Raw genomic sequence first — 25,101 nt, 5'->3', positions numbered from 1 at the left:
CGTCAGCCCTGGCAGACGCCGCGCGTGTAGTCGTACGTCGCGGTGGCCTGCGAGTACTTCCACTGCGGGGCGAGCAGTCCGTCCGCCAGCTGGCGCGCGGCGGCGGGGCTTTCGACGACGTAGCCGAAGTCCTGCAGCCACGACGGGTACAGGTTCTTCGAGCCGATGTAGAAGGCCGAGTCGTCCACCGAGACCAGCTTGTGGTGCTGGGCGTACGGCTTGCCGTCCGCCCACGTCGGCTGGTCCGAGGCGCGGAACGTCGCCAGCTGGAGGTTCCGGCACATCGCGGCCCTGGCCTTCGGCTCGTCACCGGTCAGCACCTTGAGGCGGCCGCGCAGGGCGTCGCTCACCTCGGACAGCGACTTGATCTGCGAGTAGCCGCCGCTGCCGATGGTGCCCCGGTTGGCGGGGTCGCTGACGACGATGCGCACCTTCACTCCGGCGGCGAGCTTCGCGGCGAGGGTGTCGTAGAGCCGGACGTCGTAGCGGGGCAGCGGCGGGCAGGTCGCGTTCATGTCCTGCTGTGAGATCTCGACGTGCTCCGTCGCGCTCGCGACCAGTGCCCGCAGGGCGCTCTCCTCCGGGTTGACCGTGTCGTAGTCGCGGTCGGCGTTGGTGTAGTCGTGCACCCCGAACCCGCAGGTGGTGTCCGATGCCGTCGGCAGGACGGGCTGGAACGACGAGGTCGGGTCGCTCCGCCGGATGCCCACGCCGAGGCCGCCCACCGCCAGCGCCGGGACGTCGCCGTCGGTGGCCGGGGCGGCGGTCCGGGGCAGTGTGGGCAGGCATCCCGCACCGTTGGAGGAGGCGAACCAGACGCTGGTCCAGCTGCCCTTGTTGCGGCAGGTCCAGTCCCACAGCGTGTCGAGGTAGCGGCCGGCGGAGCCCGCCGCCGGGCCGGACAGCGCGAGGTCGACGTCGTTCACCGGGTGGGTGGTGTCGAGGTAGTCGTCCTTCCAGCTGTTGATGCCGCCGGTGATCACCGAGCTTCCGTCCACCACGACCAGCTTGGAGTGGTTCCAGGAGAAGCCCGTCTTCGACGTCGTCATCGAGGCCACGTTGAGGGTGACGCCCGCGGCCGCCGGGCCGAGCTTCTTCACCAGCTCGTCGCGGTAGGAGGACGGAACCACGTTGGCGTGGTAGACCGGCGCGGCGCCGACCAGGACGCGGACCTGGAGCCGGTTGCCCTTCTGCGCCGCCTCCTTCAGGCCGGCCACGATCGCGTCCTGGAAACCGCCGTTGGGGAACGGGGCCAGGGTGGATATGTCCACGCTCTGCCGGGCGTTCGCGATGTCCTCGCGCACCTTCTCCAGCAGGCGTCGGGAGCCGGCGCGGTCGGCGCAGGTGGGATCGCCCCAGCAGCCGGGGGTCTGGAGCAGCCAGTCCGGGGCGCCGGGAGCGGACGCGCCCAGCCGGTTCCCCGACGTGCGCTCCCAGACGGAGCCCTCGAGGCCCGGAGAGACCTGACGCAGGGACTGCTCCACCGCGTCCAGGTGAGGAGTGGGAGCGTCGGCGGACGCCGGGGCGGCGGACAGCAGGAGGGTGGAGAGGGCGAGAGGAAGAGCCATCGTGCGGATGGTGCGTGCCAATGTGGTTCCTAGGTCGGGGGGTGGCGCGGGCCGACGGCCCTGTGCCGGGCCGCGACCTTGATCAACTCGCGTAAGTTACCAGCGCGTAGACGCCAGTTCACCCCAACCCGGGTCAATTTCGGCCGTTATCGCTCCCACCGACGCCCCGTCAGCCGCTCTCAGGGCCGCCCGTGTTCCAGCAGGGCGCACACGAACTTCTCCTCGATCGCCCGCAGCCTGGCGAGCAGAGCCGGGTCGAGCGGCACCTGGCTGGTCACGGAGACCGTGATCGTGCGCCGGCCGTCGGGGGTGGCGGCGGCGAACTGGGTGTAGCCGGGGGTGTTGCCGGTGTGGCCGAGAACGGTGCCGCATCGGGTGGCGTAGCGGAACAAGGCGAGCCCGGCCGAGTTGGTGCCGGGACCGGCGGGCTGGGAGGCGCCGCCCGGAAGGAAGTCCTGCTGCGCTTGACGGGTGGCCGGGGTCAGCAGCCAGGGGCCCGCGTAGCCGCCGATGAAGGTCGACAGGTCGGCCGGGGTGGAGACGATGCCGCCCGAGGCCCACGCGCCGGAAGCGCTGATCGCCTCGCTGACGTCCTCCGGCGGCTCGCCCGGCGCCGTGCCGTAGCCGTGCAGGTACGGGCGGGGCAGTCGGTAGCCCTGCGGCAGGCTGGTCTCGCGGAGGCCGAGCGGCCGGTAGACCAGCTCGCGCAGCAGCGACTCGTACGCCCGCCCCGTGGCCTGTTCGGCCATCAGGGCGACCGCGATGTTGTCCGAGTTCGAGTAGCCGTAACGGCTGCCCGGCGGGAAGGTGAGGCCCTGGCCGGCCACGAAGTCCAGCAGACGGCGGGAGTCGAAGTGGTGCCGCGGATCGGCGCGGACGATGTCCTGGAACGCCTTGCTCTGGCTGAAGTCGGGCAGGCCGCTGGTGTGCTGGAGAAGCTGGCGCAGCGTCACCGCGTGCCAGGCGACGGGGAGGTGGGGCAGCCGTTCGCCGATCGTGTCGTCGAGCGCGAGGGCGCGCCGGTCCACCAGGCTGAGGGCCACCGCCCCGCTGAACGCCTTGGCCGCACTCGCGATGCGCATGTGGTCCCCGGCCCGGGGCGGGCGCCCCGTGCCCACCTCGGCCGTGCCGGCCCGGTAGACCTTCCGCAGCCCGTCCCTGGTGAGCACGGCGATCGCCCCGGGCGGCCCGCCCGGCGCGGCCACCAGCCCGGCCAGAGCACGCTGGAGGTCCTCGTGGTGAGGGCCGTGGCCGACGGGCGGGGGCCCGCCGGCGACGACGGGCGCCGCCGCCGTACCGGTCAGCGCGGCTCCGGCCGCAAGGGCCGTGGCGAGCGCTCGCCGGACGACACGCCGACCGGAACGGGCTGCGGGGGCGGGAACGGGCACGTGTGGACTCCTTCGGACGCGGCGACGGACGCCCGCAGGCGCGACGGGCGGTCCGACGCCCAGCATCGGACACCTCTCCCGGACCCGCCGCCCCGGCGCGCGGTCCCTGCGCCATCTGGCCGTGTCCTCGCGCAGCCGCCCACCGGACGGACATGCCGAGGTCCCGGAAGAGCCTGCGTCGTCAGGACGCGTACCGGGTGACGTCGGTGATCCGGCACGTGACCGTGACGGAGACCTGGTCGAGCGACTGCGCCGTCACCGCGGCCTGCTGACCCGGCCTCAAGCCGTTCGTGGATGCGTACGCCTCGCTCAGGCGCTTGTCGGAGGCGTCGACGAACTCGACGTGCACGACGTAGTTGCTGGCCTTGCTCGACCGGTTGGTGATCAGCAGTTCGGCGCTGGGCCACCTCGTCACCGGGTCCACCTTGCACACCGTGACCTTCACATCGCCCCTGGCACCGCTCTCCTCCGCCCTGGACCGGCCGGGAGGGCTCGTGGGAACCGGTCCCCGCTCGTCGTCCCCACCACCTCGGATGGCCAGGACGGCGACGAACAGCACCACGACGAGAGCGAGCAGACCCAGGCACGAGAATCCGATGATCCTGCCCGTGTTGCGCCTGCGAGGCGCAGGCGTGCCCGTTCCCTGTCCGGGTGGCGGGCCCCATCCGGGCTGCGGCTGCTGATGAGACATGCGTACAGCGTCCGCTGAAGGACTTCGGACGGCATCCGGACTCACCCCGACAGGGGAACACTACGCCGTACGCGGGTGCGCGCGCCGCGACAGGGGGATGACCCGGGCACCAGTGGGGTCGGCCTGCTCCCGGGCCCGGCGCCGTACCTCCTGGCACGGCGCCGGGCCTCGAAGCTCAGGGGGTCATCTCGTACGTGCCGGCGAGGGCCTCGACCCGCTGCCACACGCGCTCGGAGCGCGCTTCGTCGACGACCGGACGGCGGACCGCGCCGAGCGCCCAGAGCTGCTGCTGCTCGGTCGCGGAGTCCTTGCCGTGCAGCTCGACGGCGTACGTCGAGAAGTCGCGCACGAGGACGGCGAAGAGCTCGTCCAGCACGTCCTCGTCAAGACCGGTGAGCGCGGCCTGCTCCAGGACCAGCTGGCCGTGGACGACGAGCGCGAAGAGCTGGCCCACGGCGAGCAGCAGGTCGAGGTCGCGGCTCTGCTCCTCGTCCGGAGCGGCCTTGAGCACGAACTCGCAGAGCGCGTCGGCCTGTTCGCGGAACCGGACCACGTTGGCCAGGTGGGCGTACGCGTCGAAGGCCGGGCGCCAGTCGTGGAAGCGGACCGAGCCGAGGCCTCGGGCCGGGCCCTGGCGGAAGAGGAAGTCGTCGTCGGCCGCGTCGAGGCGGGACGGGACGGGCTCGTACGCGACCGGGTCGAGGAGGTGGTTGCGCATGAACTTGAGGATCAGGGCCAGGTTGACGTGGACCGTGCCCTCGAGCTTGGGCAGTCCGCGGATCTCCACGGCCGCCTGGGCGAAGTAGTTGTCCTTCTCGAAGCCCTTGGCGGCGATGACGTCCCACATCAGGTCGATGACCTTCTCGCCCTCCGTCGTCACCTTCATCTTCGTCATCGGGTTGAAGAGGAGGTAACGGCGGTCGTCGGGGCCGGCGGTGCGGAAGTAGTCGACGGCCCGGTCGCTGAACGCCTTCATGCCGACGAGCCGGACGTACGCGTCGGTCAGCTCGCGCCGCACGTGCGGGAAGGCGGTGACCGGCCGGCCGTACAGGATGCGGTGGTGCGCGTGGGTGACGGCCTCGTACATCGCGTGCTCGCAGATGCCGATCGAGGCGGTGCAGAGGTTGAACTTGCCGACGTTGACGGTGTTGAGGGCGGCGTCGAAGGCGGCGCGCCCGGTGTGCAGGACGTCCTCGGCGGTCACGGGGTAGTCCTCGAGGCGGAACTCGCTGACGAACTTCGAGGAGTCGACGACGTTCTTGACGAGGCTGTAGGCCGGGTGGCGGCTGTCGGCGGCGAAGAAGACGTAGCCGTCGGGGCCTTCGACGTCGGTGCGGCGGCCGAAGACGGAGACGAGGCCGGCCGCGTTGCCGTTGCCGATGTAGTACTTGGAGCCGGTGGCGCGGAAGCCGCCGGCGCCGTCGGGCTCCAGGAGCATGTCGGTGGAGTAGATGTCGGCGCCGTGCGACTTCTCGGAGAGCCCGAAGGCGAACACCTCGCCCTGGGCGAGGAGTTCGGCGGCCCGGGCGCGGGCGGCCGCGTTGTCGCTCTGCCAGACCGGGCCGAGGCCGAGGATGGTGACCTGCCAGGCGTACCAGTAGTCGAGGCCGTAGAAGCCGAGGATCTCGTTGAGGGCGGCGATGCGGGCGGTGTCCCAGCGCTTGTCGCCTTCGGACCCTCCGGCGGCGGAGGCGGGCGTGAGGAAGGTCGCGAAGAGGTTCTCCTCCGCGGCGAAGGCGAGGAAGTCGCCGAGCCAGGCCCGGGTCCGGTAGTCCTCGATGATCCGGCGCTTGCCGCGCGCTTCGAACCAGTCGACGGTGGCGCGCAGCAGGCGGCGCGTCTCCGGGTCGAAGTGCGCCGGGTCGTAGGTGTGCGGGTTGAAGAGCAGCGGGTCGGCCATGACGTCTGCCTTTCCGGATCGGGATGAGGGTGGTGGTGAAGCTGGACGTGGGTGCGGTGCACGGACTCGGCGCCGGGGCGCGGTGACGTCGGTGCGGGACCTGGTTCCAGAGCCTGGCCTCGGGGCCGGGCGCCGGCCGGCCCCTGGGGACGTCCGGCACCTCGGGGCGAAGCCTGGGTCCGGCGCCCGGCCGCAGGCTCGGGGCGGGGTCCGGGCGCGGGGCCGGGATCAGGGTCCGGATCGTGCTCGGGCTCAGTGCTCGGGTTCTTTGCCCGGGCCGAACCGGGCGAGGGTGGCGAGGACGTCGTCGAGCCAGTCGATCATCATCCGCTCGTACGCGATGCCGCCTCGCAGCACGACGTGCTGGAGCTCACGTTCGGCGTCGGGAGGACCGTCGTCCACGGCCGGCGGCGCTCCGAAGTCGCGCGCCTCGCCCGCGAGGTAGTGGGCGAGGCGGCTCTGGTGCGCCTGCCGGTGCCGTTCGACCTCGCTGATGAGGGAGGCGGGGTCGTCGAAGGCGGCGCCCCGGATCTTCACGGCGAGATCGTGCCGTACGCTCTCGGGCTCGATCGGCGCCGCAAGCCACTCGGACAGCGCCTCCCGACCGGCGGCGGCGACGGAGTACTCCTTCTTGTCCGGCCGCCCGTACTGGGACACGTCGCGGACGTCGACCCAGCCCTCGGCCTCCATGCGTTTGAGCACGCGGTAGATCTGCTGGTGGGTGGCGGTCCAGAAGTATCCGATGGACCGCTCGAAGCGCCGGGCCAGCTCGTATCCGGATCCGGGCTTCTCGAGCAGGGACACGAGGATCGCGTGGTCGAGCGCCATGCCCCCGATCTTGCTATGCACCTTGTTGCATAGCAAGCCCGTCCGGATGAGACGCGACTCACCCTGGCCCGCAAGCCGGGTGGTCACGGCGCACCCGCCGGCGGGATCAGCGCTTGCCGAAAGGCCAGGACTCGATGTCCCGGTAGCGGATCGGTCCCGGGCCGCGCCCGAAGTTGCTGCCCACCAGATGGAGTCGTTCCGTCGGCCAGCCGCAGCCGGAGAATCCCGCCAGGTCCGCGGCGAGCCGCGTCACGGACGACGCGTCGCCGCGCCGGGCACGGGCCAGGGTCAGGTGCGGGCGCAGCGGCCGGTCCACGTACGGGATGCCGCAGTCCTTCACCACGGCCCGTACGTCGGTGGTGAGCAGGTGCAGTCCTTCCAGGTCGCCCTCGACGCCGCTCCACAGCACCCGCTCGTCGAAGTGACCGGCACCGCGCAGCTCCAGCTCCAGCGGGCGGCGGGCCGCGGCGAGGTCCGCCAGCGCGGCCCGCAGCGGCGGCACCGCCGTGACCGGCAGCTCGCCGAGGAACGCCAGGGTGATGTGCCAGTCCTCGATGCGGTTCCAGCGCAGGACCGGGTACGTGTCGAGGGCGGGGCGCAGCTGTCGCGCCAGTTCGTCCTTCGCGTGGTCGGGCGGGGCGAGGGCGATGAAGACACGGATGGTCGCGCTGGTGGCCGTGCCGATGGACTGATCATTCACGCAGCACTTCGTACCCCATCCGGACCCCTCGGGTCATGTTCGAGTGGGAGTCGGAGTGGGAGTGGGAGCGCGTGCTCGCCTCACTTCACGGGACCGCGCTCCACCCAGGGGACTCGGGGCCTGAGGGCCTCGGCGACGGTGACCCGGGACAGCCGCACGCCGCTGCCGTCACCGGGCTCCTCCTCGCGGTACTCGACCGTCCTGTCGACGGTGACGAGCGTGACGGTGGGGGCGTCGCCGGCCTTGTCACGGTCGGTCGCGTCCTCGGGGACGCGGAATTTCTCCATGGCCGCGCTTCTCCATGGCCGCACTTCTCCGCGCCCGCCCCTCGTGCGTGCCCGCCCCCGCCCGCGCCGCCCCCGTCCGCGCCCCTCGTCCGTGCCTGCCCCCGTCCGCGCCCGCCCTGCCCCGCTCCATGACGGCGGGCTGGGCTGTCCGCGTTCCTCTCGGGCGGATCAGCTGGACGGGACCTCGTCGACGAAGGTCGTGCCGGCTCCGCGGTAGGCGGCGATCTTCGCTGCCACCTGGGCCGGCGTGAGGACCTGGTCCTTGATGTGCAGGACGTAGTCGACCTGCTGGTCGTACGCGCGGGGCGTGGTCGAGGTCTGGCCGTCGAGGTCGATCAGCCACTGGTTGAAGTTGATCGACATCGGCCGCTCCGGCAGGTACGCGGCGTCGTGGGTGCCGAAGAGCCGGCCGTCGACGTAGTACGTGATCGCGTGGTCGTCGATGGTCACGACCAGGTCGTGCCAGCCGGCGAAGCTCTGCCGGCTCTCGCTGTGCTGGTTGACCGCCTGCCAGGGGTCGGGGGCGTAGGTCTCCCACGAGGTCGTGTAGAGGATGTTGGCCGGCTCGCCCCAGCCTCCGTTGGGCAGGTACTCGAAGTCGTACTCGGCGTAGTCGTCCGCCATCGGGGCCTTGAGGTCGTTGATGGTGAAGAAGGTCTGCACGAGACGGTCACCGTCGGGGCCGGACTTGGGGGCGTCGGCGAACTTGACGCGGGCGGCGTAGGTGCCGTTCCTGAACTTCATGGCCTTGGTGAGGACCTCGGTGTGCCGGGTGGACTCGCCGGTGCCGGCGGTGGAGGTCTCCAGGTTCATCACCGTGTTCCCGGACTGGCTGACGAAGGTGACCTTGGACGGGTCCCACGTCGCTCCGGGCACGCCAGGGCCGCCGGAGTTCGAGCGGACGCTCCAGCCGTGGGCCGATACGGCCGGGTCGGTGTGCGAGGTGTAGCTGAAGTCGTCGAAGAGGGCCTGGCCGCCGCCGGGCGGGTCCGTCGGGTCCGTCGGGTCGGTGGGATCCGTCGGGTCGTTGCCCTCGGGAGCGGTGCCCCACACGGTGGCGCCGGCTACCTGGGCGGTGACCTTGGACCAGTCGGCGTACGTGGTCTGGGTGGCGCCGAAGGAGTAGTCGTCGCTCTGCTTCAGCGTCTGCCAGTTCGACTGGTGGAAGCGCAGCTGCATGTCGCCGGTGTCGGTGCCCGGCGCCAGCGATCCCGCGCCCGGCGTGAAGCCGACCTCCAGGTAGCGGTCGGCCGTGGCGGTGGGGCTGGCGAGCGTCCCGAAGGTGCCGGTGATCGCCGCACAGCCGCGGACGGCCCAGGAGCAGGCGAAGCGGTAGGTGGCGGTGGGGGAGTCGGCCTTGAAGTAGTAGCGGACCTTGACCTGGCTGAGCTGGATCGTGGAGGAGCCGGTGTTCCGCACCTTGAACCACGGCTCGCTCTGGTCCGCGGTGGCTCCGGAGGCGCTGGTGCGGTACTGCACGGCCACCCCGTCCGCGCTCGCGGAGGCGGTCGTGACGGGCAGGGTGGCCAGGGCGGTGCTGCCCATGAGCGCGGCCAGGGCGAGGACCGCACGGGATCGGCGGCGGGTGGGGCGAGTGCTCATCCTTGTTCCTTTCGGTGACTCCCACGCTGTGCGGGAGAACAGGGGCGGGGCGGGAAGGCGCTGCGCTGGGGCACGGCCGGCGCGGCCCCGGGATCGGGCGTGCCGGCGGATCGGGGCGGTCGAAGCGGTCCGCGTGGGCCGGGGCACCAGGAAGAGTTCGGGGCGCGGCATGTCCACGGGATGTGTCTCAGGCGGTCCGGCGGGGCGGGGGTGGCGGCGGTCATGGTGGCTCCCCGGTCGGTACCGAAGGAGGACGGGAAGGAGGACAGGAAGGAGGAGAGCCACGCCGGCAGGGTGATCTTCACCGTTCACCTCTGGGGAGCCTGGAGACAGGGAGGGAGGGAGCGCACGACAACCCTCGCTTGACCAGTGGGTCGCAGAGGGCTTACCAGTTGGTGCGGGACGAAGGTGGCATGGACCACTGACGACGTCAACCCTCCCGGAATGCAGGGGACTTGGCTGATGGATGCGCCCCGTTGTCTGGATTGCCGCGAGCTCCGCTGCGTAGACTGACCTGACCAGCAGACCAGTCACGATGACCAGTGACTGGCCCCAGACGAACGAGGGCTCCATTGGAGACAGACACCGCAGCCTCCGGGGCGATGCTCAAGCGCGAACGCGTCCGAGAGGCGATCCTCGAACTCATCGAGGCGCGGCGCCCCGGCGACGCCATTCCTTCCGAGCGCGTCCTGTGCGCGGAACTCGGGGTCTCCCGCCCGACCCTGCGCGCCGCGGTCGACGGACTCGTCGTCGCGGGACTGCTGGTCCGCGAGCACGGCCGCGGCATGTTCGTGGCCGAGGAGAAGATCACCCAGGAACTGGTCTCGGACCGCAACGCCTTCAGCCTGCCGCGGGCCGGCGGCGTGTGGACCAGCAGACTGCTGGAGCTTCGCACGCTGCCCGCGGGCGCGCGCGTGGGGCGCCGGCTGCGGATCTCGCCGGCGGCGGAGATCCGCTACGTCGCCCGCCTCCGGCTGGTCGACGGCGCTCCCATGGCCATCGAGCACCTGCACGTCAGGGCGGACCTCGTGCCCGGCCTGACCAGTGAGGAACTGGAGCAGGGCGACCTGTACGAGCACCTGCGCGACCGGCACGGCATCCAGGTCAGCGAAGCGGTGCAGTCCATCGAGCCCACCGTGGTCACCCGCGCCGAGGCGGACCTGCTCGACGTCCCGGAGTTCTCCCCGGCGCTGCTCTTCGAACGACTCACCACGGACGTCCACGGCCGGCCCGTGGAGTACGTCCACTCCCTCTACCGCGGCGACCGCTACCGCATCGTCTCCCGCCTCGCCCTCGGCCCCACTGCGGAATCCCCGGGCGCCGCCGAAGGGCACCATCCGGGGATTCCTCCCGGCGACTTCACCGGTGGTGACCCGGTCACGTTCTCCACCCGAGGAGTCGTCCAGCACGGCCTGTGAAGCACGCGCACGTGCCGGGCGGGCCGGTACCGGATCCCCGCCGCGCCCGGCTCCTCCCGGCCAGGGAGGAGGGCCCGCCGCGGCGCCGTGGGAGCCGGCACGCGTGTCGCTCGTCAGTTGTCGCCGGGCTCGTAGTTGGTCAGGACGCAACCGGCGACGGAGGCCTTCTCCACGCGGTAGCCCGCCGGGGCGGAGAAGCCCGGCTCGCAGTTCAGGTAGAGGAACTGGAGCTGGTAGAGGCCGTGGCGGACGGACCGGTCGTTCGTCTCCACCGCGATGTTCCGGCCCACGAGAAGCTTGCTCGCCGTGGCCCGGACGCGGCCGTCGTCCTTGAGGTCCTCCTGCTGGGCGGCCCTGGCTCGGGTCTGGAGCATCGTCATGTCGGAGACCGTGTCGAGCCAGTTCAGGTCGTGGGCGCGCTGGGAGCCGCCCAGGTCGCCGCAGATCGCCCGTTCCTCGACGCCCCACGTGCGGTGGTCGCCGGTGACGACCGGCTGGTAGTCGATCGACTCGACCGCGAGCGAGGCCGGGTCGGTCGCGTACTGCGTGCAGTCGACATAGGTCGGGTGCAGCATGGCCTTCAGTTCGGCCAGACTGTCCGCGTGCGGCAGACCGAGGCTTCCTTCGGCCGGCTGGCCGGGCTTCTCGGACGTGGAGTCGCCCGCGGCCGGATCCTGCGGGGTCTCGAAGTTCGGGCTGCCGTCGCCGTCCTCGCTCGCGACGAAGTCGCTCAGTACACAGCCCTCGACCAGCGCCTTCTCCCGCTTGTAGCCCTCGGGTACCGTCGCCGTCGGATTGCAGGTGAGGATGCGCAGGTCGGAGCGGGACAGCTTGAGCGCGGTCTTGGTCTCCGTCGGCGTTACGGCGAAGTTCTTGCCGACGAAGACCCGGCTGAAGAGACCGTACGTGGCGTTGCCGGCAGCGATCTTCGCCATCACGCGCTTCTTGTAGCCCTCCTGGAACGCCTTCATGTCGGCAGTCATGTAGAAGACGATCTCGCCGCGCTCGACGCGGTCGCTGCACACGCCCCGTTCGGTCACCGACCACTTGCCGACGGTCGTGAGATCGACAAGCGGCAGCCGGTGGTCGTTCTGGTCGGTGCCCATGTCCTCGCACGAGGCGTATCGCCGGACGTAGTTCTGCGCCTGCTCCAGTGAGGCGGCGTCAGCGCCCTTGTCCGCCACGGCTGTCGGCGAGCCCGCTGCGGGCGTCCCGTCCGGGGCGCTGTCCTCGCAGGCGGTGAGCGCGGAGAGGGCGGTGAGCGCGGTGAGGGCGGCGAGGGTGGTGCGTATGCGCTTGAGGTGCATCAGTTGCTTTCGTCGAGACCGTGCCGGTACCTGATGATCATGGCGTGCACATGCTAAGGGCTGTCCCTTGCCCGGATCCTCATCCTCCGGCGGCGTCCGCTCGCGTGTCGCCGTCGGCGGCACCCCGACATCGCTGGCAACACGCCGCCCCCTGAGGGCAGTTGCCTGCGGCGCGCGTGACAGTCAGGGCGGAGGGTGGCCGGGGTCGGCCATCCTCTCACGCGGTGTCTCGATGTCGGGGAGCCGCATCGGCGCCGATGTCAGTGCCCGTTCATACGATCACCGCATGTCTGATGCCTTCACCGTTCTGTGGACCCACGACACGTGCCGAGCCCTGCGCAAGTCCGGCCGGGTCGGGGAGCGGCCGCCGGTCGCCTACTCCGGGATCCACCAGTCCCTGCCCGCCTGGTCGGGCGCTCGCGCCGGCGACGCGGTGTACGCGCTGCACGTCAACCGGTGCGAGGTGTTCGTGGTGTCCCGCATGCGCGTGATCGACACGGAACGCGGTGACTGCTGCGGCGCTACCCCGGAGACGTGGGGCGACCCGTCGTTTCCGGGGCACGACGACTGGTCGATGCTCGGCGCCGGCGGCTGCGGAGCCACCGCGGTCCACGTGGACGCGACACCCGTCCGCTTCGACGTACCGGTACCCGGCGAACTGCTGCCGACGCTCACCTGGCGCAACGCCCGGGGCAGGACCCGCAACCTGAAGTACGTCGTGGACGGCCGCCTGGAGCGCTCGGTCAGCCTCCAGGGCTTCTACCGGCTCGCCCCCGAGTCGGCCGACGCCTTGTCCCTCCTCGTCGACAACACCCCGTAAGCACCTGCAGCCGCTCCCTCACCCGCACTCGGCCCACGTGCCGACGTGCCAGTGGGCCAGAGAGAAACCCGTACCGCTGCGGGCAGCGTGGCATCTAGCCTGTGGCGCGTGCACCAGCTACGAAGGCGCGACCGGCGCCCGGCCCGCCGAGTGCCGCCGGAGCCGGCACGGCGCCCGGCGTTCCGGCTCTCGGCCGGGGGCGCTGACCTGGTCCTGGTCGGCTACTTCTCCGCGAAGCAGAAGGACTTCGACACGCTCATGGCGGCGGCAGCCACCGAACTTGCGGCGCACGGGGCTCGGGTCCTGGCGCAGATCGTGCAACGGCGGGGCGTCTCGGACGGCGGGGCCCGGAAGATGGGCCTGCCCTACTCCTCGCGGACTCTGCTGACCTACGGGAAGGTCCGCGAGGTGGCTCAGGTGTGCGACCGGACCGACGCTGACGCCGTGGTCTTCGTCGCTCCTTTGACCGAGCGTCAGCAGCGCACGCTGACGGACATCCTCGGCCGCCCCGCCGTGAGCCTCACCGAGGTCCTCGCTGCCGGCTGACGGCACACGCGGAACCGCAGGCTTGTTGGCTTGAGGGCACCTTCGCCTCGTCGGAGGTCCGACGCCGGCCGAACGGCTCGAAGGCCGGGCACCATCGTCTCCCACGACATGCGCGAACTACCGGACCTGCTCACCGGGCGGTGACGGTCGACCGGAGCACCTGGCACCATCGGCCGATGGACCTTTCGAAGGAACTGGCAGGCTGGACAGACTCCGATGGCGCCGCGTACCGCGTGGGAAGGGCGCTCGGGATCTTCGCCGAGCACGAAGGATTCACGTCTCTGAAGTGGGTCTTCTGGAGTGACAACCCGGTTGGCCGGGCCCTGCACGAGACCCTGCTGCAGCTCGTGGCCGCCGGCGTTCTGGAGCAGGACGAGGACGAGGACCGGTTCAGGTGGGCCGGTGACGTGACGGGAGTCCTGGAGGCGGCCCGCTGGGGACCGTCCGGCGGGTCGGATCCGAACCTTGCCTAGCGGACGTCGTCGACGGCGGGCGGGGCCGGATCCGGATGCCGGCCTCTCGCCTGGTCACGCACCGCCCGGGGCCTGCCCTGCGGATCGGCATCGGGGAGATCGTAGAGAGCGCACCTTTCCTGCCACCGGGCGAAGCCGCTGGTGATGTCATCGAGCGAGTGGCACCACTCGCCCTCACCCGATGTTCCGTGCCAGACGACATGCGGACGGCCTGGATCCCGGCAGAGGTCGAAACCGTGCAGGTACTGCAGGGCCGTCTCGACCAAGGGGTCCTCGAAGCGATCGAACGCCCCCTCGCCCTCCGCCCAGGGAGCCGCCCACACATGCACCGCCTCACGGCTCACCTCACCCGCGACCAGCGCCCGCCACCTGGCGGCTACTTCCGCTCGGCGGGGCGGAGGGAGCGCCGCGTTCACATCGCTCATGCACCCACCCTTCCACTGGGGCAGGCCAGGAGGCCACATCACCCCGCCCCGCGACCCTTGAGGCAGTCACCGCGGCGCCCGCCTTCGTCGCCAACAGCCGGCTCCAGCTGCTGGCCGTCGAACGGCTCACCCGCGCCTTCTGGACCCATCTGTACGACAGCCACGTCCAGCGGCCGAACATCGCCCGCTTCCACTTCCTCGCCCCCGCGTCCCACCGCCTCTACCCCGACCGGGACGTCATCGCACGGAGTCGACCGGCCAGGAAAATGTGTCGAACGCGGAGTCGAGCTTTGAGAGGGTCCCGAGTGACCCGGAACCGCTGCGAAAGGAAGACCGTGCCGCGTGCTGTCACCTTGATTCGTTCTGCCTCCCTGTCCGATGTCGCGGAGTACGCCTACGCGGCCACGGCCCCGGCCGAGGCGCGGCTCATCTTCCTGGCCGGAGCATGTCCTCTGAACGAGGATGGCTCCACTGCGGCGATCGGGGACGTCGCGGGGCAGGCGGCCAGGGCCGTGGAGAACATGCGGACCGCTCTGACGGACGCGGGCGCGTCACTGTGCGACGTCATCAGCACCCGTGTTCTCGTTGCCTCTCACCGGCGGGAGGACCTGGTGACGGCATGGCAGGTCGTCCGGGACGCGTTCGGTGACCACGACGTGCCCAGCACGTTGATGGGTGTCACCGTGCTCGGCTATGACGGCCAGCTCGTGGAGATCGAAGCCGTCGCCGCCGTGCTCGATTCCTGAGCCGACGCGCCGTCCCTGCCCAGCGACCGACCGTCCCGCCTGGGTGTCGGCTCCGGTCGCGGTCGGAGCCGAACGAGGAGGGCGGCAGCGGTGCCGGTGCCGCACTTGTCGGCGACGGCCTCAGGCCGCGTCGGGAGTCTGGTGGCTCATGCGTTCCTGCATGTGGCCGAAGAACTCCTCAGGCGGGGTCATTCCCGCGGTGACCCTGACGAACTCGTCGGACGCCGAAGGGCTCTGGGACACGGCGAAGAGCAGTTGCTGCATCTCAGGGGGCGGCGGTTCCATGGTGGCGAAATCGGCCGTGAACTCGTACATGCTCGTCACCTGGGCGTCCCTCGTCTGCTGGGTCGCGCCCATCGCTTCGTCGAAGGGCCGCCGGCCGGCGAGTACGTCGTCGAGTGCGCGGGTGCACCGCTCCGCGTCGCGGAAGGCGTCCTGGATGCCCTGGGCGGTGATGGGGTCCTTCAGGTATCCGGCGTCACCGACCAGGATCCAGCCCGGGCCGTAGGGTTTGCGGAAGTAGTTGGGGATGGCCATGCCGACGAACCGCTCCACCTGGCTGGCCTGCGCGATCCGCTCGGCGAAGTCCGGCGCACGGGCCAACGTGGCGTGGTAATTGCCTTCGACGTCACCGCGCTTGGCCTCGAAGTCACGCATCGGCCAGCCGCAGATGACCAACGTCTGGTCCTCGTTGGTGGGCCACGCGGCGAAGGCGCAGTCGCCTCGGTCGTACGCCTCGAACCTTCCGTGCAGGGGCAGTCCGGCCCAGTACGCGTAGTAGTAGGCGTTGATCTTCGGCTTCTCCGCGTATTCGGCCGCACCGGTCGCCTTGGCCACGGACGAGTGAACCCCATCCGCACCCACGGTGACCCGGGCATGGTCCACGACGGTGCTGCCGTCCCTGCCGTGCCCCTTGATCCCGGTCACCGCAGGGCCGTCGAACAGGACCTCCTCGACGGTGAACCCCTCGCGCACCTCGGCACCGGCCTCCGCGGCGGCGTCGACGAGGATCTTGTCGAGGACCGTGCGGCGCGGCGCGTACGAAACGTCGAAACCCTCTCCGGCCGGGGACCCGACGATGGTGAACGGCCCGAGGTCGAACAGATACGTGTCGATGGGAGGACACCCGGTCGCCGCGACCCGCTCCAGCAGTCCCCACCGGTCCAGCGCGGCCAGCCCGGGCGGATGGATGAGATGCGTGGAGATCGTGTCGCTGGGGAACGTCGCCCGGTCGACCAGGAGGACTCGGTGACCGAGGCGCGCCAGGAGCATCGCTGTCGGTGCGCCTGCGCAGCGTGCGCCGACGACGATCACGTCGTGGTCGTGGGTTCCGCCGCCGGATGAGCCGGCCGTGCCGCTCATTGCCCTCACCTGCCGATCGGACGCCTCGCGAGAGGGCGGCAGGCCGGACGGACCGGAGGTGCCGACCTTCGCCGCTGCGCGGTGCACGTCCCCTTCCACGCTAGAACACCTTCCGAGCGCGGTCTCGCCGGGCAGCGGGCTTGGCGGATTCCGAACGAAACGACGCGCCGCCGGCGCCCGAGGCTGATGCCCCCACCACCCGACGGCGGGCGGCTCCGCTCAGGTGGGTCGCCCGTCGCGTCCCGGGCGGCGTCGCCGTGGGAGTCACCGTCCTCGTCAGGGACGTGCGGCGAGGTGACCACGTAGGAGTCAGCGGCGGAGCCGGGGGAGTCGGGGGGAGCCAGGGTCGCCGGGGGCTCTACGGTCCGACGCAGGCCGGCTCACACGGCTGACCCCCAACGGCCGTCCCGACGATCTTCTTCCGGGCGGACGCAACCGGCACCCCGCCGGAGCGCGTGTCGGCAGTCGAAGAAGTTCACGAGACTTCGGACTTCGCCCGTCGCGGCCGCGCGGAATCGAACCGTTCGGCCCGGGAGATCAGGAGCCGTTCCGTGTCGGACGTCCAGGCGTGGACGGACGTGGCCAACCTCGCCGAGCAGCGGGCCCTCGAGAAGGGACGATTCGTCAGAGAAGGCGTCCTGTGCTCGGCTGTGTGGCGCGGCCGGCAGTGGAACGACTTGTGGCGCGGCCGGCAGTGGAACGACTCCGTGATCTACTCCATGCTCCGTGCGGAGTGGCCGCGTGATGCCGAGAGTCGAGAGCGGAACACCGAACGTCCGACGGGCCCTGCGCCACCCCTGAGGACGCAAGCGCAGGCACCGGCGACGGCGGAACGGCCGATGCGGGCCGACAGGCCCCGCCGTGAAGCACCCGTGCACCGAGCCGCGGTGGCCCGCCCGACAAGAACCTTGCCCGACGACGAGGGGAAACGACGACAGCGTGAACCAGGACCGAGTGCTCGAAGGCTTCCGCGTGGAAGCAGGGGCCCTGACCCGGGCCATGTCGGGACTGTCCCCGGCCGAGTGGAACCTTCCGACACGCTGTTCTCCCTGGAGCGTGCTCGACCTGCTCGGGCACGTATGCGTCGTGATCGGCTGGCTACCGGACATGCTGAACGCGCCGGCCCCCGATGAGCCGGAGATCTCGGCAGCGGAGTACTACCGCCCGGACGACCGCTTCTCGCCCCGGACGAACGAAAGCCGGATCACCCTGGCCAAGGACCGTGCGGCACAGGCCGCCGACGGAGCCGCCTTCGCCGAGGACTTCGCCACGACCTGGCAGCGGGTCGACCGGCTGTGCCAGGCCCAGCAGGCCGACCGGACCGTACGAACCCGTCATGGCGACGCCATGCTCCTGTCGGAGTTCCTCCTCACCCGGGTGGTAGAAGTCGCCGTCCACGGTCTCGACCTGGCCGACGCACTCGGACGCGAGCCCTGGCTGACCTCGTCCGCCGCTGACGCCGTGACGGAACTGCTCCTCGGCACGGAACACGGCACGGCCACCGACCAGCTGGGATGGAACCGGACGCGCTTCCTGCGCAAGGCCACCGGCCGGGAACCGCTGAACGCGGAGGAGGCCGCCCAGGTCGAGCAGCTCGGCATCCGCTGGCTCGCCCTGGGCTGACCTCGGCGCCCACGCGAGCAAGCCGTAGCCGTCCTCCGGCAGCGCAGACCCCAGCCGCCCGCAGCGTCCCCGGCTCCCTGACAGGGCACACCGCCGTTCTGAACCACCCCGCGACGTCCGTCACGCGTCCTTCTCGTCATCTCGGCCATCCGGCCCACGGCCGGCACGGCTGGCTGTGCCAGATTGGAACGTGTGTTCTTGCGGTCGCGTGCGACGTCTGCGCCGGACAGCCGACCTCGATCCCCGGTCCGGCGGCCACGGACTGCCCGACGTGAGGTGCTGCCCAGACGCGCTGCCCAGACGCGCTGCCCAGACATGCTGCCCGGGCACCCCAGCGGTCCCAAGTCTCGACCAGCGCGATCGGGCGGGTGGTCGGCGTATGGTCCTGATATGCGCGCTGCGGCACCCGGCCCAGGCGAGCAGCCCGGCGAGAGGGGACTGCTCGAAACCGCGCTGGCCGACACCGTGCGGCACACCGGCGCCTCCGCGGGAGTCATCTACCTCCTCGACGAGGCCACGCAGACGCTCCGACTGGCGGTGCTGTGCGGGCTGCCGGAGGAGGTGGCCTGGCCCTGGCACCGGATCCCGCTCGCGAGCACCGTTCCGGTCAGCGAGGCCGTACGGGAGAACCGCCTGGTGTGGGTCGGTTCCCAGGAGGACATGGCCCGCGCGTACCCGCGGGTCGCGGCGAGCCTGCCGTACCGCTTCGCCCTCGCGGCCATGCCGCTGCCCGGCCGCTCCCGCTGCTGGGGAGGCCTGGTCCTGCTGTGGCCGGCCGCCCACCCGGAGCAGGCCACCCGCCGTGAACGGGGCCACATCGCCGCCGAGGCACGGGGCATCGCACACGCCCTGGACCTGTCCCCGAACCCGCCGCAGGCGCCCGAGCAGCCCCACCGGGTGCCGCTCACCGCCGAGCCCCACCCGTACGCGGGCCCGGCACCGCAAGCGGCTGCGGACTACGTCGAGCGTCTGCCCGAGGGCACACTGGCCCTGGACCTGGAGGGCCGGATCACGTTCGTGAACGCCACGGCCGCCACCCTGCTCGGCCGGACCGCGGACCGGCTGCTCGGGACCCGGCCCTGGCAGTCCCTGCCGTGGCTGGACCAGCCCGCCGTCGAGGACCACTACCGCACCGCCGTCATCAGTCGCGAACCCGTCGAGTTCACCACCGCGGCCCCTTCGGACCGCCGGCTGCACTTCCAGCTCTACCCCGACGCCAGCGGCATCAGCGTCCGCATCACCCCCGTAAGCGCCCCCGACGGCCCCCGGCAGGCCTCCGCCGACGACCGGCCCGAGGCCGCCCGCGCGGCGCCCGCCGCGTCCGCGACCGCTCACAGCGGCCGCCTCTACCAGCTCCTGCATCTGGCGTCCGCCCTGACCGAGACCGTGAACGTCAGCGACGTCGTCGAGCTGGTCGCCGGGCAGGTCCTGCCCGCCTTCGGCGCGGACGGCCTGGTCCTCTCCGCGGCCGAGGCCGGCCGCCTGAAGATCACCGGCTGGCACGGATACGACCGGCAGACCATCGAACGCCTCGACGGCCTGCCCCTGGGCACCGACATCACCCCCGCCGGACACGTGCTGTCCACGGGTGTCCCGTCGTTCTTCGCCGACATCGAGGAGATCGCCCGGGAGTTCCCCCACGCCCCCCTGATCAGCGGCAAACGCGCCTGGGCCTTCCTGCCGCTGCTCATCTCCGGTCGCCCCGTTGGCTGCTGCATCCTCTCCTACGACCGACCGCACACGTTCACCGCCGACGAACGAGCGGTCCTCACCTCCCTCGCCGGCCTGATCGCCCAGGCACTGGACCGGGCCCGGCTCTACGACGCCGTTCACGACATCGCCCTGGGCCTCCAGGAAGCGCTCCTGCCGCACAGCCTCCCCACCGTGCCCGGCCTCACGATGGCCGCCCGCTACCTGCCCGCCGGCCGCGGCATGGACATCGGAGGCGACTTCTACGACGTCATCCGCCTCGACGACACCACAGTCGCCGCCGTCATCGGCGACGTCCAAGGCCACAACGTGGCCGCCGCCGCCCTGATGGGCCAGGTGCGCACCGCCATCCGCGCCCACGTCGGCGCCCCACCGGACCAGGCCCTGGCCCACACCAACAGCGTCCTGATGGACCTGGGCACCGACCTGCTCGTCTCCTGCCTGTACGCCCGGATCGACCTCGCCCACGGGCGGGCCACCCTGGCCAGCGCCGGCCATCCACCGCCCCTCCTGCACCGGCCGGGGGAGCCGGGCCTGGTCGTCGGGCTCGACCCCGCCCCGCTGCTGGGCATCGACACGGGAACGGACCCTCCCGTCACCGACATCGCCCTCCCGCCGGGAAGCACCCTCGCGCTCTACACCGACGGACTCGTCGAAGTGCCCGGAACCGACCCCGACCGGACCGCCGCCGATCTCGCCGAGCACCTCGCCCACCGCCGCGACGAGGACGTCGACCGCCTCATCGACCACCTCATCCGCCGCGCCTGGCCCACCGGCCCGCACTCGGACGACACCGCCCTGCTCCTGCTGCGCACCACCGGACACGGGAGCCCGGCGAGCCTGCGCACGCCGCCGCCGCACTTCCGGCACCACTAGCGGAGGGCGGAGACGGAGGGATGCCCACACGGTTCGCCGCGCGGCGGATGCGGCGGATGCGAGGGATGCGGCGGCTGCGGGAGCTGCGCCGCATGTGCCGTATGCGGCGGAAGTGCCGTCTGCGGCGGGCGTAGCGACCGACCACGCAGGCGCTGCGCGTACGCCCCACGGCGCGGGCGGGCGATCAAGGTGGAGGAGGACGTGCCGCCGGCGTGCGCGGCGAAGCGAGGTCGGTCTCAGGACCGGTCAGGATTCGAGAAGCCCCGGCGGCGGCACAGCCCCTAGCGTGATGGTCATGGCAACCACCACTTCCACCACAGCCGACACGTCCCTCGCGTCCGTCACCCTCGAGGTGGCCGACATCGAGGCCGCTCGCCGCTTCTACGGCGCCTTCGGCGTGGACGCATACATACGCCTGCGGGCCTCCGACGCGCGGTCCACCGGATTCCGCGGCTTCACCCTGGCCCTCACGGTGTCCGGTCCCGCCACCGTCGACGGCTTCGTCGGCGCCGCCGTGGACGCCGGCGCCACGGTGCTGAAGCCCGCCGCGAAGTCGCTGTGGGGCTACAGCGGCGTCGTCCAGGCCCCGGACGGGACGATCTGGAAGGTCGCCACCTCGGCGAAGAAGGACACCGGTCCCGCCACGCGCGAGATCGACGAGGTCGTCCTGCTGATCGGCGTCGAGGACGTGAAGGCCACCAAGCAGTTCTACGTCGGCCAGGGCGGCCTGACCGTGGCCAAGAGCGTCGGCGGCAAGTACGCCGAGTTCGCCCCCGGTCAGTCGAGCACCGTGAAGCTGGCCCTCTACAAGCGCCGCGCCCTGGCCAAGGACCTCGGCGTCCCCGCCGACGGCACCGGCTCTCACCGCATCGTCCTCGGCGGCTCCGCCGACGCCTTCACCGACCTGGACGGATTCGTCTGGGAGGCCGCCGAGTCGCTCGCGCCGACGCCGTCCTGACCGGCACGGCGTCACCTTCGCCGACCGGGACGGCTACGTCTGGAGTCCCGGCAACAGCGCCCAGGGAACCGACCAGCCACCCTTACCCCGAACAGCAGCGATCTCTTGCCCCACGGCGCGACACGGGCGTCCAGGGCAAGGCGATGGTCCCGGTGTGAGGGAAGCGGGAGCGGTGATCGGAGCCGGCGTGCAGGATCAGCAGTGAGCCGGCAGAACAACAGGAGGAAGAACATGAAGTTCCGGTCCCACGTCGAACCGCCCGAGCCCATGCGGGGCCTGGAAGTTCCGCCCGAGGTCGTAGCAGCGCTCGGCGGGGGCGCGCGGCCGCCCGTCACCATCACGGTCAACGGGCATTCCTGGAAGAGCCGGGTCGCCATTCTGCGAGGCCGCCACCTCCTCGGCCTCAGCAACGCCAACCGGCAGGCCGCGGGTGTCGCGATCGGCGAGGAGGTCGAGGTCGAGCTGGAGCTCGACACCGAGCCGCGCGTCGTCGTCGAGCCCCAGGACTTCGCCCGAGCCCTGGACGACGACCCGGCCGCCCGCGCCGCGTACGACAACCTTGCCCACAGCCGCAAGCGCGAGCACGTTCGCGCCATCGAGAGCGCGAAGAAGCCCGAGACGCGCCAACGGCGCATCGAGAAGGCCATCGCCACCCTGCGCGGCTGAAACACGAGAAGCGAGACTCCGCGCGGCCATGACATCTCCGTGCGGAGGCCTCACCCTGCCCGATTACTCCTGAAGGGACAAGCATGTCGAAGCGAATCATGACCGGTCTCTACTGGTTCCTGGCCTTTGAATTCGCGTTGGGCGCCGTGACCAAGTACTGGTCAGGCGACACGATATTCAGCTCGGCGTACTCCGTGAAGTTCGTCGAATGGGGTTACCCGTCCTGGATGCGCTTCGTGGTCGGTGCCCTGGAAGGTGCGGCCGCCGTCCTGCTGGTGATCCCCGACAAGCGAGCACGCTTCCTGGGTGCCACGACGCTGATGTTCGTGCTCACCGGTGCGGCCACCACCCACATCGTCAACCACGACCCGGCGGTGGAGAGCTGGGCCGCGCCGACCCACCTCCTCGTCATGGGCCTCCTCGCGCTGGCCAATTGGCCCGCCGACTGGCGAGACCTCCTGCGGGTTCCGACGGCGCAGACGGCCCGACCGCCACGCCCGTCCAGCGAAATGCCGAGGGTGCCGCACCTGAGCGGTAATCCCTGACCCGCCCCGCCCCGCGCCGCGGCGGCGCTCACGACCCGCTCCACTGCCCGAGTGCGAACGACGCCCTTTCCTGCCATTTCGTGCCGTCGTACGCGATGAGTTCCACCGACGAGACGTGAGACGTGAACGGGAGGCTGCCGGTGACGTCGGCCTCGATCTCCTCCAGGACGGGGCCTTCCTGACCTTGAGCGATGGTCAGATGCGGCACGATCCCGGTGAACCGGCCGCCATAGGGCGGAGCCTCAGGCCAGCGATCGGCGATGGCTTCCGTGAGCCGCCGCACCTGCGTGTCGGGCTCGGGGACGAGGTGCAGCACGTGCGGGAGTCGTCCACACCTCTCGAACCGCAGGTCGAAGCTCTGGTGGCTGCCCAGCAGGTCCGCGAGAGCGGAGTGGGCGGACGCGTCCATCCGGCTCTCGTCGAGGAACGGGAAGAGCACGGTGACATGGGCGGGAACCCCGGCCCGGGCCGAAGGGTCAAACCGTTCACGCCACCTGCCGACGGCTGGCTCCGCCTCTGGGACCCGGACGATGAGCCCCGTCTGGCCCGCCTGGAACGCACTGGTGCTGTCATCTGCCATGACACGGATGGTGCCACCTCACCCCAGACGGCGTGTTTCGCCCTGACCGATCACGCCGATCTGCAGCATGGCGACTCCCCCCAGCCCCTGACGGCTCGCGGGCTCACCAGCGTCGGGCACCAACACCTCGCGCGGAGAGTTGTCATACCGGGAAGGCACAATCGGCGCATGTCTGAAACCTTCGTCGACCTGGGAACTGTCAACGCGCCATCCGGTGTGCTGGTGCTCGGCATGGCCGGCTGGATCGACCAGTGGCGCGAACTGGGTGAGCCCCTCTCCGAGCGAGCAAGGGCGGCCGCGGCAGACGGAGGTGGCCACCTTCGCGACTGGTTGTGCGAGGCGGTTGCAGCCCCGGCAGCGGCCGACCGGCCCTTGAGAGTGCGGGCGAGCACCTCGCCGTCTCCGTTCGACGGGGAACCGGCGATCGCGACCTTGGAGATCAGTCTCGGTCTTCTCTGGTCCGAGACCACGGACCGATCGGAACCGGTCCGACTCGGGGACCTGCCCGTCGACCGGTGCGGCATGGTCGTCGGCGACGCCACGGGACTGGACTCGTGGACGGGAATGGACGACGAGCCGGCCGACGGGCTCGCCGATGTCTTCTACTGGGGCCTGCACGCGGACGAAGCGCATGCACAGTTCGGCGGTGAGCGGGTCGCGCAGTACGGCGTCGACGGACCCCACGGGTGGCTGGACCTCCCGCTGGCCGAGGCGTCCGCACGGGCGGCCCAACTCACCACCTGGTGCGACCGCCTCCATGGCAAGGGCCTGGTGGTCTCGGTCGACGAGCACACCGATTTCCACCGCTTCCGGCGGGCAGGCTGGCACCATCCGCTCCACGTCGGCGCGATCGAGGTCGGCGGCTGCCAGGTACTCGGAATCGAATGGGACCAGGGTGACCACTCGATCAGACACCGTGGCGAGCGGAGCGCCGGCCAGGTCTACCCGGTCACGCTCGAAGCCGACGAGGCGGGCGGGATGGTGATGCGATGGACCATCCCGCCCTACGAGATCGACGACGAAGACGAGTGACGAGCGAGTCCGACTCTGGGATCCGTCAGCGTCGTGATACCCATCCATCTCCGTACTCGCGCAATATGGCTCCGCCGTGGCCCCTAAGCTCCAACCGCCTTAACGGGACAGCAAAGACGGTGCATCCGTCGTTCGCCATGGGCACCACAGCTCGGAGTGTGCTTTCGGCGTCGCCTGTCAGCTGTGCTCCTCACCTCCGAACCGTGTCATCGGGGCTGGCCGTCGTGGTCGGCAGGCCGCTGGTCCATCCGGCCGCTGCACGACGCGCCGTTGCCGCCCCGGCCCGGCCGGGCGGGCCGGAACATCGTCGCGCTGGCGGAGCCAGGAGAGGTGGCCCCGGGCAGCCAGTCGCGTAGGGCAGGGGCATGCACGGCTGCGGCGCGATTGGCCTCGATCGCATGACAGAGGTTCTGAGAGGGCGGTTCGTGGGCCTTTGAGCGGTGCTGGTGAGACCCATTGTGGAATGTGAGGTTGATGCTCTGGCCTCGACGTCTCACAGACAGGAGCACATCGGCCTCGCTCACGTCGTGGTCGCTGCGTCGGCTTTCGGAATGGCCGGTGTTTCTGCCATGGCCGCTATCACCGTCCGTCACTATCGGAGGTGCGCCGAGCCCGCTCACTGGACAGGCCCGGCTAGACTCCACATTCTTGATGCAGCGAGTGTGCGGGGGCGACGTGGCAGGGGACAGTGACAGCTCTGGCAGAGCACGGCGTGTCGACTTCAGTGTCACGATGCTGTTCGGTGCGGTGTATGCCAGTGCGTTGTTCCTCGTGGTGGCCGGCTTCACCGGGGAACCGAGTGGGTGTGGCGGGCGATTTCATGCTGACTGCTCAGGCGAGACGTACTGGCGCCTCGGCGTCGGCTTCGCCCTCATCCTGCTAGTAGCACCTGCATTGCACAAAATTGTGCCGAATATTCCCATCGAGCAGGGTGTCGGCCGGACAGCGGCCGTCGCCGCTCTGGTGTTGGGTGCAATCGCTGGCATTGCCCTGGCCATGGCGGCTCTGGGCATGGGCTTGTAGCAGGCGGAGCGGTCTTTACGAGGGCAC

At 70.9% G+C, this 25,101-nt stretch carries 24 protein-coding genes and 1 pseudogene; 13 read left to right on the top strand and 12 right to left on the bottom strand.

Annotated elements, in window-relative coordinates:
- Nucleotides 1-2 precede the first annotated feature (2 nt).
- From ACFY8W_RS00610 to ACFY8W_RS00575, 8 genes are all read right to left on the bottom strand, one after another.
- Complete coding sequence (locus ACFY8W_RS00610; protein WP_391098374.1) at nt 3-1,568, bottom strand: phospholipase D-like domain-containing protein; 1,566 nt, start codon at nt 1,566-1,568, stop codon at nt 3-5.
- Between the two features lie 179 nt (nt 1,569-1,747).
- A complete protein-coding gene (locus ACFY8W_RS00605) occupies nt 1,748-2,956 on the bottom strand; it encodes a serine hydrolase (protein WP_391098371.1) in 1,209 nt (402 codons plus the stop codon).
- Between the two features lie 181 nt (nt 2,957-3,137).
- Complete coding sequence (locus tag ACFY8W_RS00600) at nt 3,138-3,647, bottom strand: FxLYD domain-containing protein (RefSeq protein WP_391098368.1); 510 nt, start codon at nt 3,645-3,647, stop codon at nt 3,138-3,140.
- Between the two features lie 175 nt (nt 3,648-3,822).
- Nucleotides 3,823-5,547: an acyl-CoA dehydrogenase family protein gene (locus ACFY8W_RS00595; RefSeq protein ID WP_391098366.1), complete on the bottom strand. Its 1,725-nt coding sequence runs from the start codon at nt 5,545-5,547 to the stop codon at nt 3,823-3,825.
- Nucleotides 5,548-5,799: 252 nt separating this feature from the next.
- Nucleotides 5,800-6,375 carry a helix-turn-helix transcriptional regulator gene (locus tag ACFY8W_RS00590; RefSeq protein WP_391098363.1) on the bottom strand — a complete coding sequence of 192 codons (576 nt, stop codon included), beginning with the start codon at nt 6,373-6,375 and terminating at the stop codon, nt 5,800-5,802.
- A 106-nt stretch (nt 6,376-6,481) separates the two neighbouring features.
- Nucleotides 6,482-7,075 carry an RNA 2',3'-cyclic phosphodiesterase gene (thpR, locus tag ACFY8W_RS00585; protein ID WP_391098360.1) on the bottom strand — a complete coding sequence of 198 codons (594 nt, stop codon included), beginning with the start codon at nt 7,073-7,075 and terminating at the stop codon, nt 6,482-6,484.
- An 80-nt stretch (nt 7,076-7,155) separates the two neighbouring features.
- Nucleotides 7,156-7,362: a hypothetical protein gene (locus ACFY8W_RS00580; protein ID WP_391098358.1), complete on the bottom strand. Its 207-nt coding sequence runs from the start codon at nt 7,360-7,362 to the stop codon at nt 7,156-7,158.
- A 168-nt stretch (nt 7,363-7,530) separates the two neighbouring features.
- Nucleotides 7,531-8,964, bottom strand: a complete 1,434-nt coding sequence (locus ACFY8W_RS00575) for a cellulose binding domain-containing protein (RefSeq protein WP_391098355.1) — start codon at nt 8,962-8,964, stop codon at nt 7,531-7,533.
- Between the two features lie 572 nt (nt 8,965-9,536).
- Between ACFY8W_RS00575 and ACFY8W_RS00570 the strand changes: the two genes are divergently transcribed.
- Entirely contained in the window at nt 9,537-10,382 is an 846-nt protein-coding gene (locus tag ACFY8W_RS00570; RefSeq protein ID WP_391098353.1) for a UTRA domain-containing protein, read from the top strand.
- A gap of 113 nt (nt 10,383-10,495) precedes the next feature.
- Here the strand turns inward: ACFY8W_RS00570 and ACFY8W_RS00565 are convergent, their stop codons facing one another.
- A complete protein-coding gene (locus ACFY8W_RS00565) occupies nt 10,496-11,689 on the bottom strand; it encodes a hypothetical protein (protein ID WP_391098351.1) in 1,194 nt (397 codons plus the stop codon).
- A 286-nt stretch (nt 11,690-11,975) separates the two neighbouring features.
- On the opposite strand from ACFY8W_RS00565, the gene ACFY8W_RS00560 reads away from it, so the two are divergent.
- From ACFY8W_RS00560 to ACFY8W_RS00550, 3 genes are all read left to right on the top strand, one after another.
- Nucleotides 11,976-12,509 carry a hypothetical protein gene (locus tag ACFY8W_RS00560; protein ID WP_391098348.1) on the top strand — a complete coding sequence of 178 codons (534 nt, stop codon included), beginning with the start codon at nt 11,976-11,978 and terminating at the stop codon, nt 12,507-12,509.
- Nucleotides 12,510-12,617: 108 nt separating this feature from the next.
- Nucleotides 12,618-13,055, top strand: a complete 438-nt coding sequence (locus ACFY8W_RS00555) for a hypothetical protein (protein WP_391098345.1) — start codon at nt 12,618-12,620, stop codon at nt 13,053-13,055.
- A 176-nt stretch (nt 13,056-13,231) separates the two neighbouring features.
- Nucleotides 13,232-13,528, top strand: coding sequence for a hypothetical protein (locus ACFY8W_RS00550; protein ID WP_391098343.1), 297 nt, complete (start codon nt 13,232-13,234; stop codon nt 13,526-13,528).
- Here the strand turns inward: ACFY8W_RS00550 and ACFY8W_RS00545 are convergent.
- The gene (locus ACFY8W_RS00545; protein ID WP_391101805.1) at nt 13,525-13,953 is read right to left on the bottom strand and encodes a hypothetical protein; all 429 of its coding nucleotides are present in this window, start codon (nt 13,951-13,953) and stop codon (nt 13,525-13,527) included. The two genes, ACFY8W_RS00550 and ACFY8W_RS00545, sit on opposite strands and share 4 nt — an antisense overlap.
- 65 nt (nt 13,954-14,018) lie before the next feature.
- Between ACFY8W_RS00545 and ACFY8W_RS00540 the strand changes: the two are divergent.
- Nucleotides 14,019-14,192, top strand: a pseudogene (locus ACFY8W_RS00540) (transcriptional regulator); the annotation flags it as partial.
- Nucleotides 14,193-14,288: 96 nt separating this feature from the next.
- On the top strand, nt 14,289-14,699 hold the full coding sequence (locus ACFY8W_RS00535; protein ID WP_391101624.1) for a Rid family hydrolase: 411 nt from the start codon (nt 14,289-14,291) through the stop codon (nt 14,697-14,699).
- 120 nt (nt 14,700-14,819) lie between these two features.
- Here ACFY8W_RS00535 and ACFY8W_RS00530 read toward each other — a convergent pair whose 3' ends face one another.
- Nucleotides 14,820-16,061, bottom strand: coding sequence for an FAD-dependent monooxygenase (locus tag ACFY8W_RS00530; protein WP_391098340.1), 1,242 nt, complete (start codon nt 16,059-16,061; stop codon nt 14,820-14,822).
- A 939-nt stretch (nt 16,062-17,000) separates the two neighbouring features.
- Between ACFY8W_RS00530 and ACFY8W_RS00525 the strand changes: the two genes are divergently transcribed.
- The 5 genes from ACFY8W_RS00525 (at nt 17,001) to ACFY8W_RS00505 (ending at nt 22,439) form a co-directional block, all read left to right on the top strand.
- Entirely contained in the window at nt 17,001-17,684 is a 684-nt protein-coding gene (locus ACFY8W_RS00525) for a maleylpyruvate isomerase N-terminal domain-containing protein (protein WP_391098338.1), read from the top strand.
- A gap of 390 nt (nt 17,685-18,074) precedes the next feature.
- Nucleotides 18,075-20,270 (top strand): SpoIIE family protein phosphatase, encoded by a 2,196-nt coding sequence (locus ACFY8W_RS00520; RefSeq protein ID WP_391098335.1) that lies wholly within the window; start codon nt 18,075-18,077, stop codon nt 20,268-20,270.
- 289 nt (nt 20,271-20,559) lie between these two features.
- Nucleotides 20,560-21,228, top strand: a complete 669-nt coding sequence (locus tag ACFY8W_RS00515) for a glyoxalase (protein WP_391101622.1) — start codon at nt 20,560-20,562, stop codon at nt 21,226-21,228.
- Nucleotides 21,229-21,459: 231 nt separating this feature from the next.
- Nucleotides 21,460-21,894: a YdeI/OmpD-associated family protein gene (locus tag ACFY8W_RS00510; RefSeq protein ID WP_391098332.1), complete on the top strand. Its 435-nt coding sequence runs from the start codon at nt 21,460-21,462 to the stop codon at nt 21,892-21,894.
- Between the two features lie 83 nt (nt 21,895-21,977).
- Nucleotides 21,978-22,439, top strand: coding sequence for a DoxX family protein (locus ACFY8W_RS00505; RefSeq protein WP_391098329.1), 462 nt, complete (start codon nt 21,978-21,980; stop codon nt 22,437-22,439).
- 28 nt (nt 22,440-22,467) lie between these two features.
- Here ACFY8W_RS00505 and ACFY8W_RS00500 read toward each other — a convergent pair whose 3' ends face one another.
- On the bottom strand, nt 22,468-23,019 hold the full coding sequence (locus ACFY8W_RS00500; RefSeq protein ID WP_391098327.1) for a 2'-5' RNA ligase family protein: 552 nt from the start codon (nt 23,017-23,019) through the stop codon (nt 22,468-22,470).
- A 168-nt stretch (nt 23,020-23,187) separates the two neighbouring features.
- On the opposite strand from ACFY8W_RS00500, the gene ACFY8W_RS00495 reads away from it, so the two are divergent.
- Together ACFY8W_RS00495 and ACFY8W_RS00490 are read left to right on the top strand one after the other, a co-directional pair.
- Nucleotides 23,188-24,051, top strand: a complete 864-nt coding sequence (locus ACFY8W_RS00495) for a hypothetical protein (protein ID WP_391098325.1) — start codon at nt 23,188-23,190, stop codon at nt 24,049-24,051.
- A gap of 732 nt (nt 24,052-24,783) precedes the next feature.
- On the top strand, nt 24,784-25,074 hold the full coding sequence (locus ACFY8W_RS00490) for a hypothetical protein (RefSeq protein WP_391098322.1): 291 nt from the start codon (nt 24,784-24,786) through the stop codon (nt 25,072-25,074).
- The last annotated feature ends 27 nt before the right edge of the window (nt 25,075-25,101 follow it).

It is taken from the genome of Streptomyces sp. NPDC012637, assembly GCF_042954805.1.
GTDB lineage: Bacteria > Actinomycetota > Actinomycetes > Streptomycetales > Streptomycetaceae > Streptomyces.
The sequence above is the reverse complement of the archived record's forward strand: the minus strand, read 5'-3'. Positions and strand labels throughout refer to the sequence as shown.

Coding starts and splice junctions, on each gene's coding strand:
- ACFY8W_RS00610 (WP_391098374.1), bottom strand. CDS start 1,568: ATGGCTCTTCCTCTCGCCCTCTCCACCCTCCTGCTGTCCGCCGCCCCG.
- ACFY8W_RS00600 (WP_391098368.1), bottom strand. CDS start 3,647: ATGTCTCATCAGCAGCCGCAGCCCGGATGGGGCCCGCCACCCGGACAG.
- ACFY8W_RS00595 (WP_391098366.1), bottom strand. CDS start 5,547: ATGGCCGACCCGCTGCTCTTCAACCCGCACACCTACGACCCGGCGCAC.
- ACFY8W_RS00590 (WP_391098363.1), bottom strand. CDS start 6,375: ATGGCGCTCGACCACGCGATCCTCGTGTCCCTGCTCGAGAAGCCCGGA.
- ACFY8W_RS00580 (WP_391098358.1), bottom strand. CDS start 7,362: ATGGAGAAATTCCGCGTCCCCGAGGACGCGACCGACCGTGACAAGGCC.
- ACFY8W_RS00575 (WP_391098355.1), bottom strand. CDS start 8,964: ATGAGCACTCGCCCCACCCGCCGCCGATCCCGTGCGGTCCTCGCCCTG.
- ACFY8W_RS00565 (WP_391098351.1), bottom strand. CDS start 11,689: ATGCACCTCAAGCGCATACGCACCACCCTCGCCGCCCTCACCGCGCTC.
- ACFY8W_RS00560 (WP_391098348.1), top strand. CDS start 11,976: ATGTCTGATGCCTTCACCGTTCTGTGGACCCACGACACGTGCCGAGCC.
- ACFY8W_RS00550 (WP_391098343.1), top strand. CDS start 13,232: ATGGACCTTTCGAAGGAACTGGCAGGCTGGACAGACTCCGATGGCGCC.
- ACFY8W_RS00545 (WP_391101805.1), bottom strand. CDS start 13,953: ATGAGCGATGTGAACGCGGCGCTCCCTCCGCCCCGCCGAGCGGAAGTA.
- ACFY8W_RS00530 (WP_391098340.1), bottom strand. CDS start 16,061: ATGAGCGGCACGGCCGGCTCATCCGGCGGCGGAACCCACGACCACGAC.
- ACFY8W_RS00520 (WP_391098335.1), top strand. CDS start 18,075: ATGCGCGCTGCGGCACCCGGCCCAGGCGAGCAGCCCGGCGAGAGGGGA.
- ACFY8W_RS00515 (WP_391101622.1), top strand. CDS start 20,560: ATGGTCATGGCAACCACCACTTCCACCACAGCCGACACGTCCCTCGCG.
- ACFY8W_RS00510 (WP_391098332.1), top strand. CDS start 21,460: ATGAAGTTCCGGTCCCACGTCGAACCGCCCGAGCCCATGCGGGGCCTG.
- ACFY8W_RS00505 (WP_391098329.1), top strand. CDS start 21,978: ATGTCGAAGCGAATCATGACCGGTCTCTACTGGTTCCTGGCCTTTGAA.
- ACFY8W_RS00500 (WP_391098327.1), bottom strand. CDS start 23,019: ATGGCAGATGACAGCACCAGTGCGTTCCAGGCGGGCCAGACGGGGCTC.
- ACFY8W_RS00495 (WP_391098325.1), top strand. CDS start 23,188: ATGTCTGAAACCTTCGTCGACCTGGGAACTGTCAACGCGCCATCCGGT.
- ACFY8W_RS00490 (WP_391098322.1), top strand. CDS start 24,784: ATGCTGTTCGGTGCGGTGTATGCCAGTGCGTTGTTCCTCGTGGTGGCC.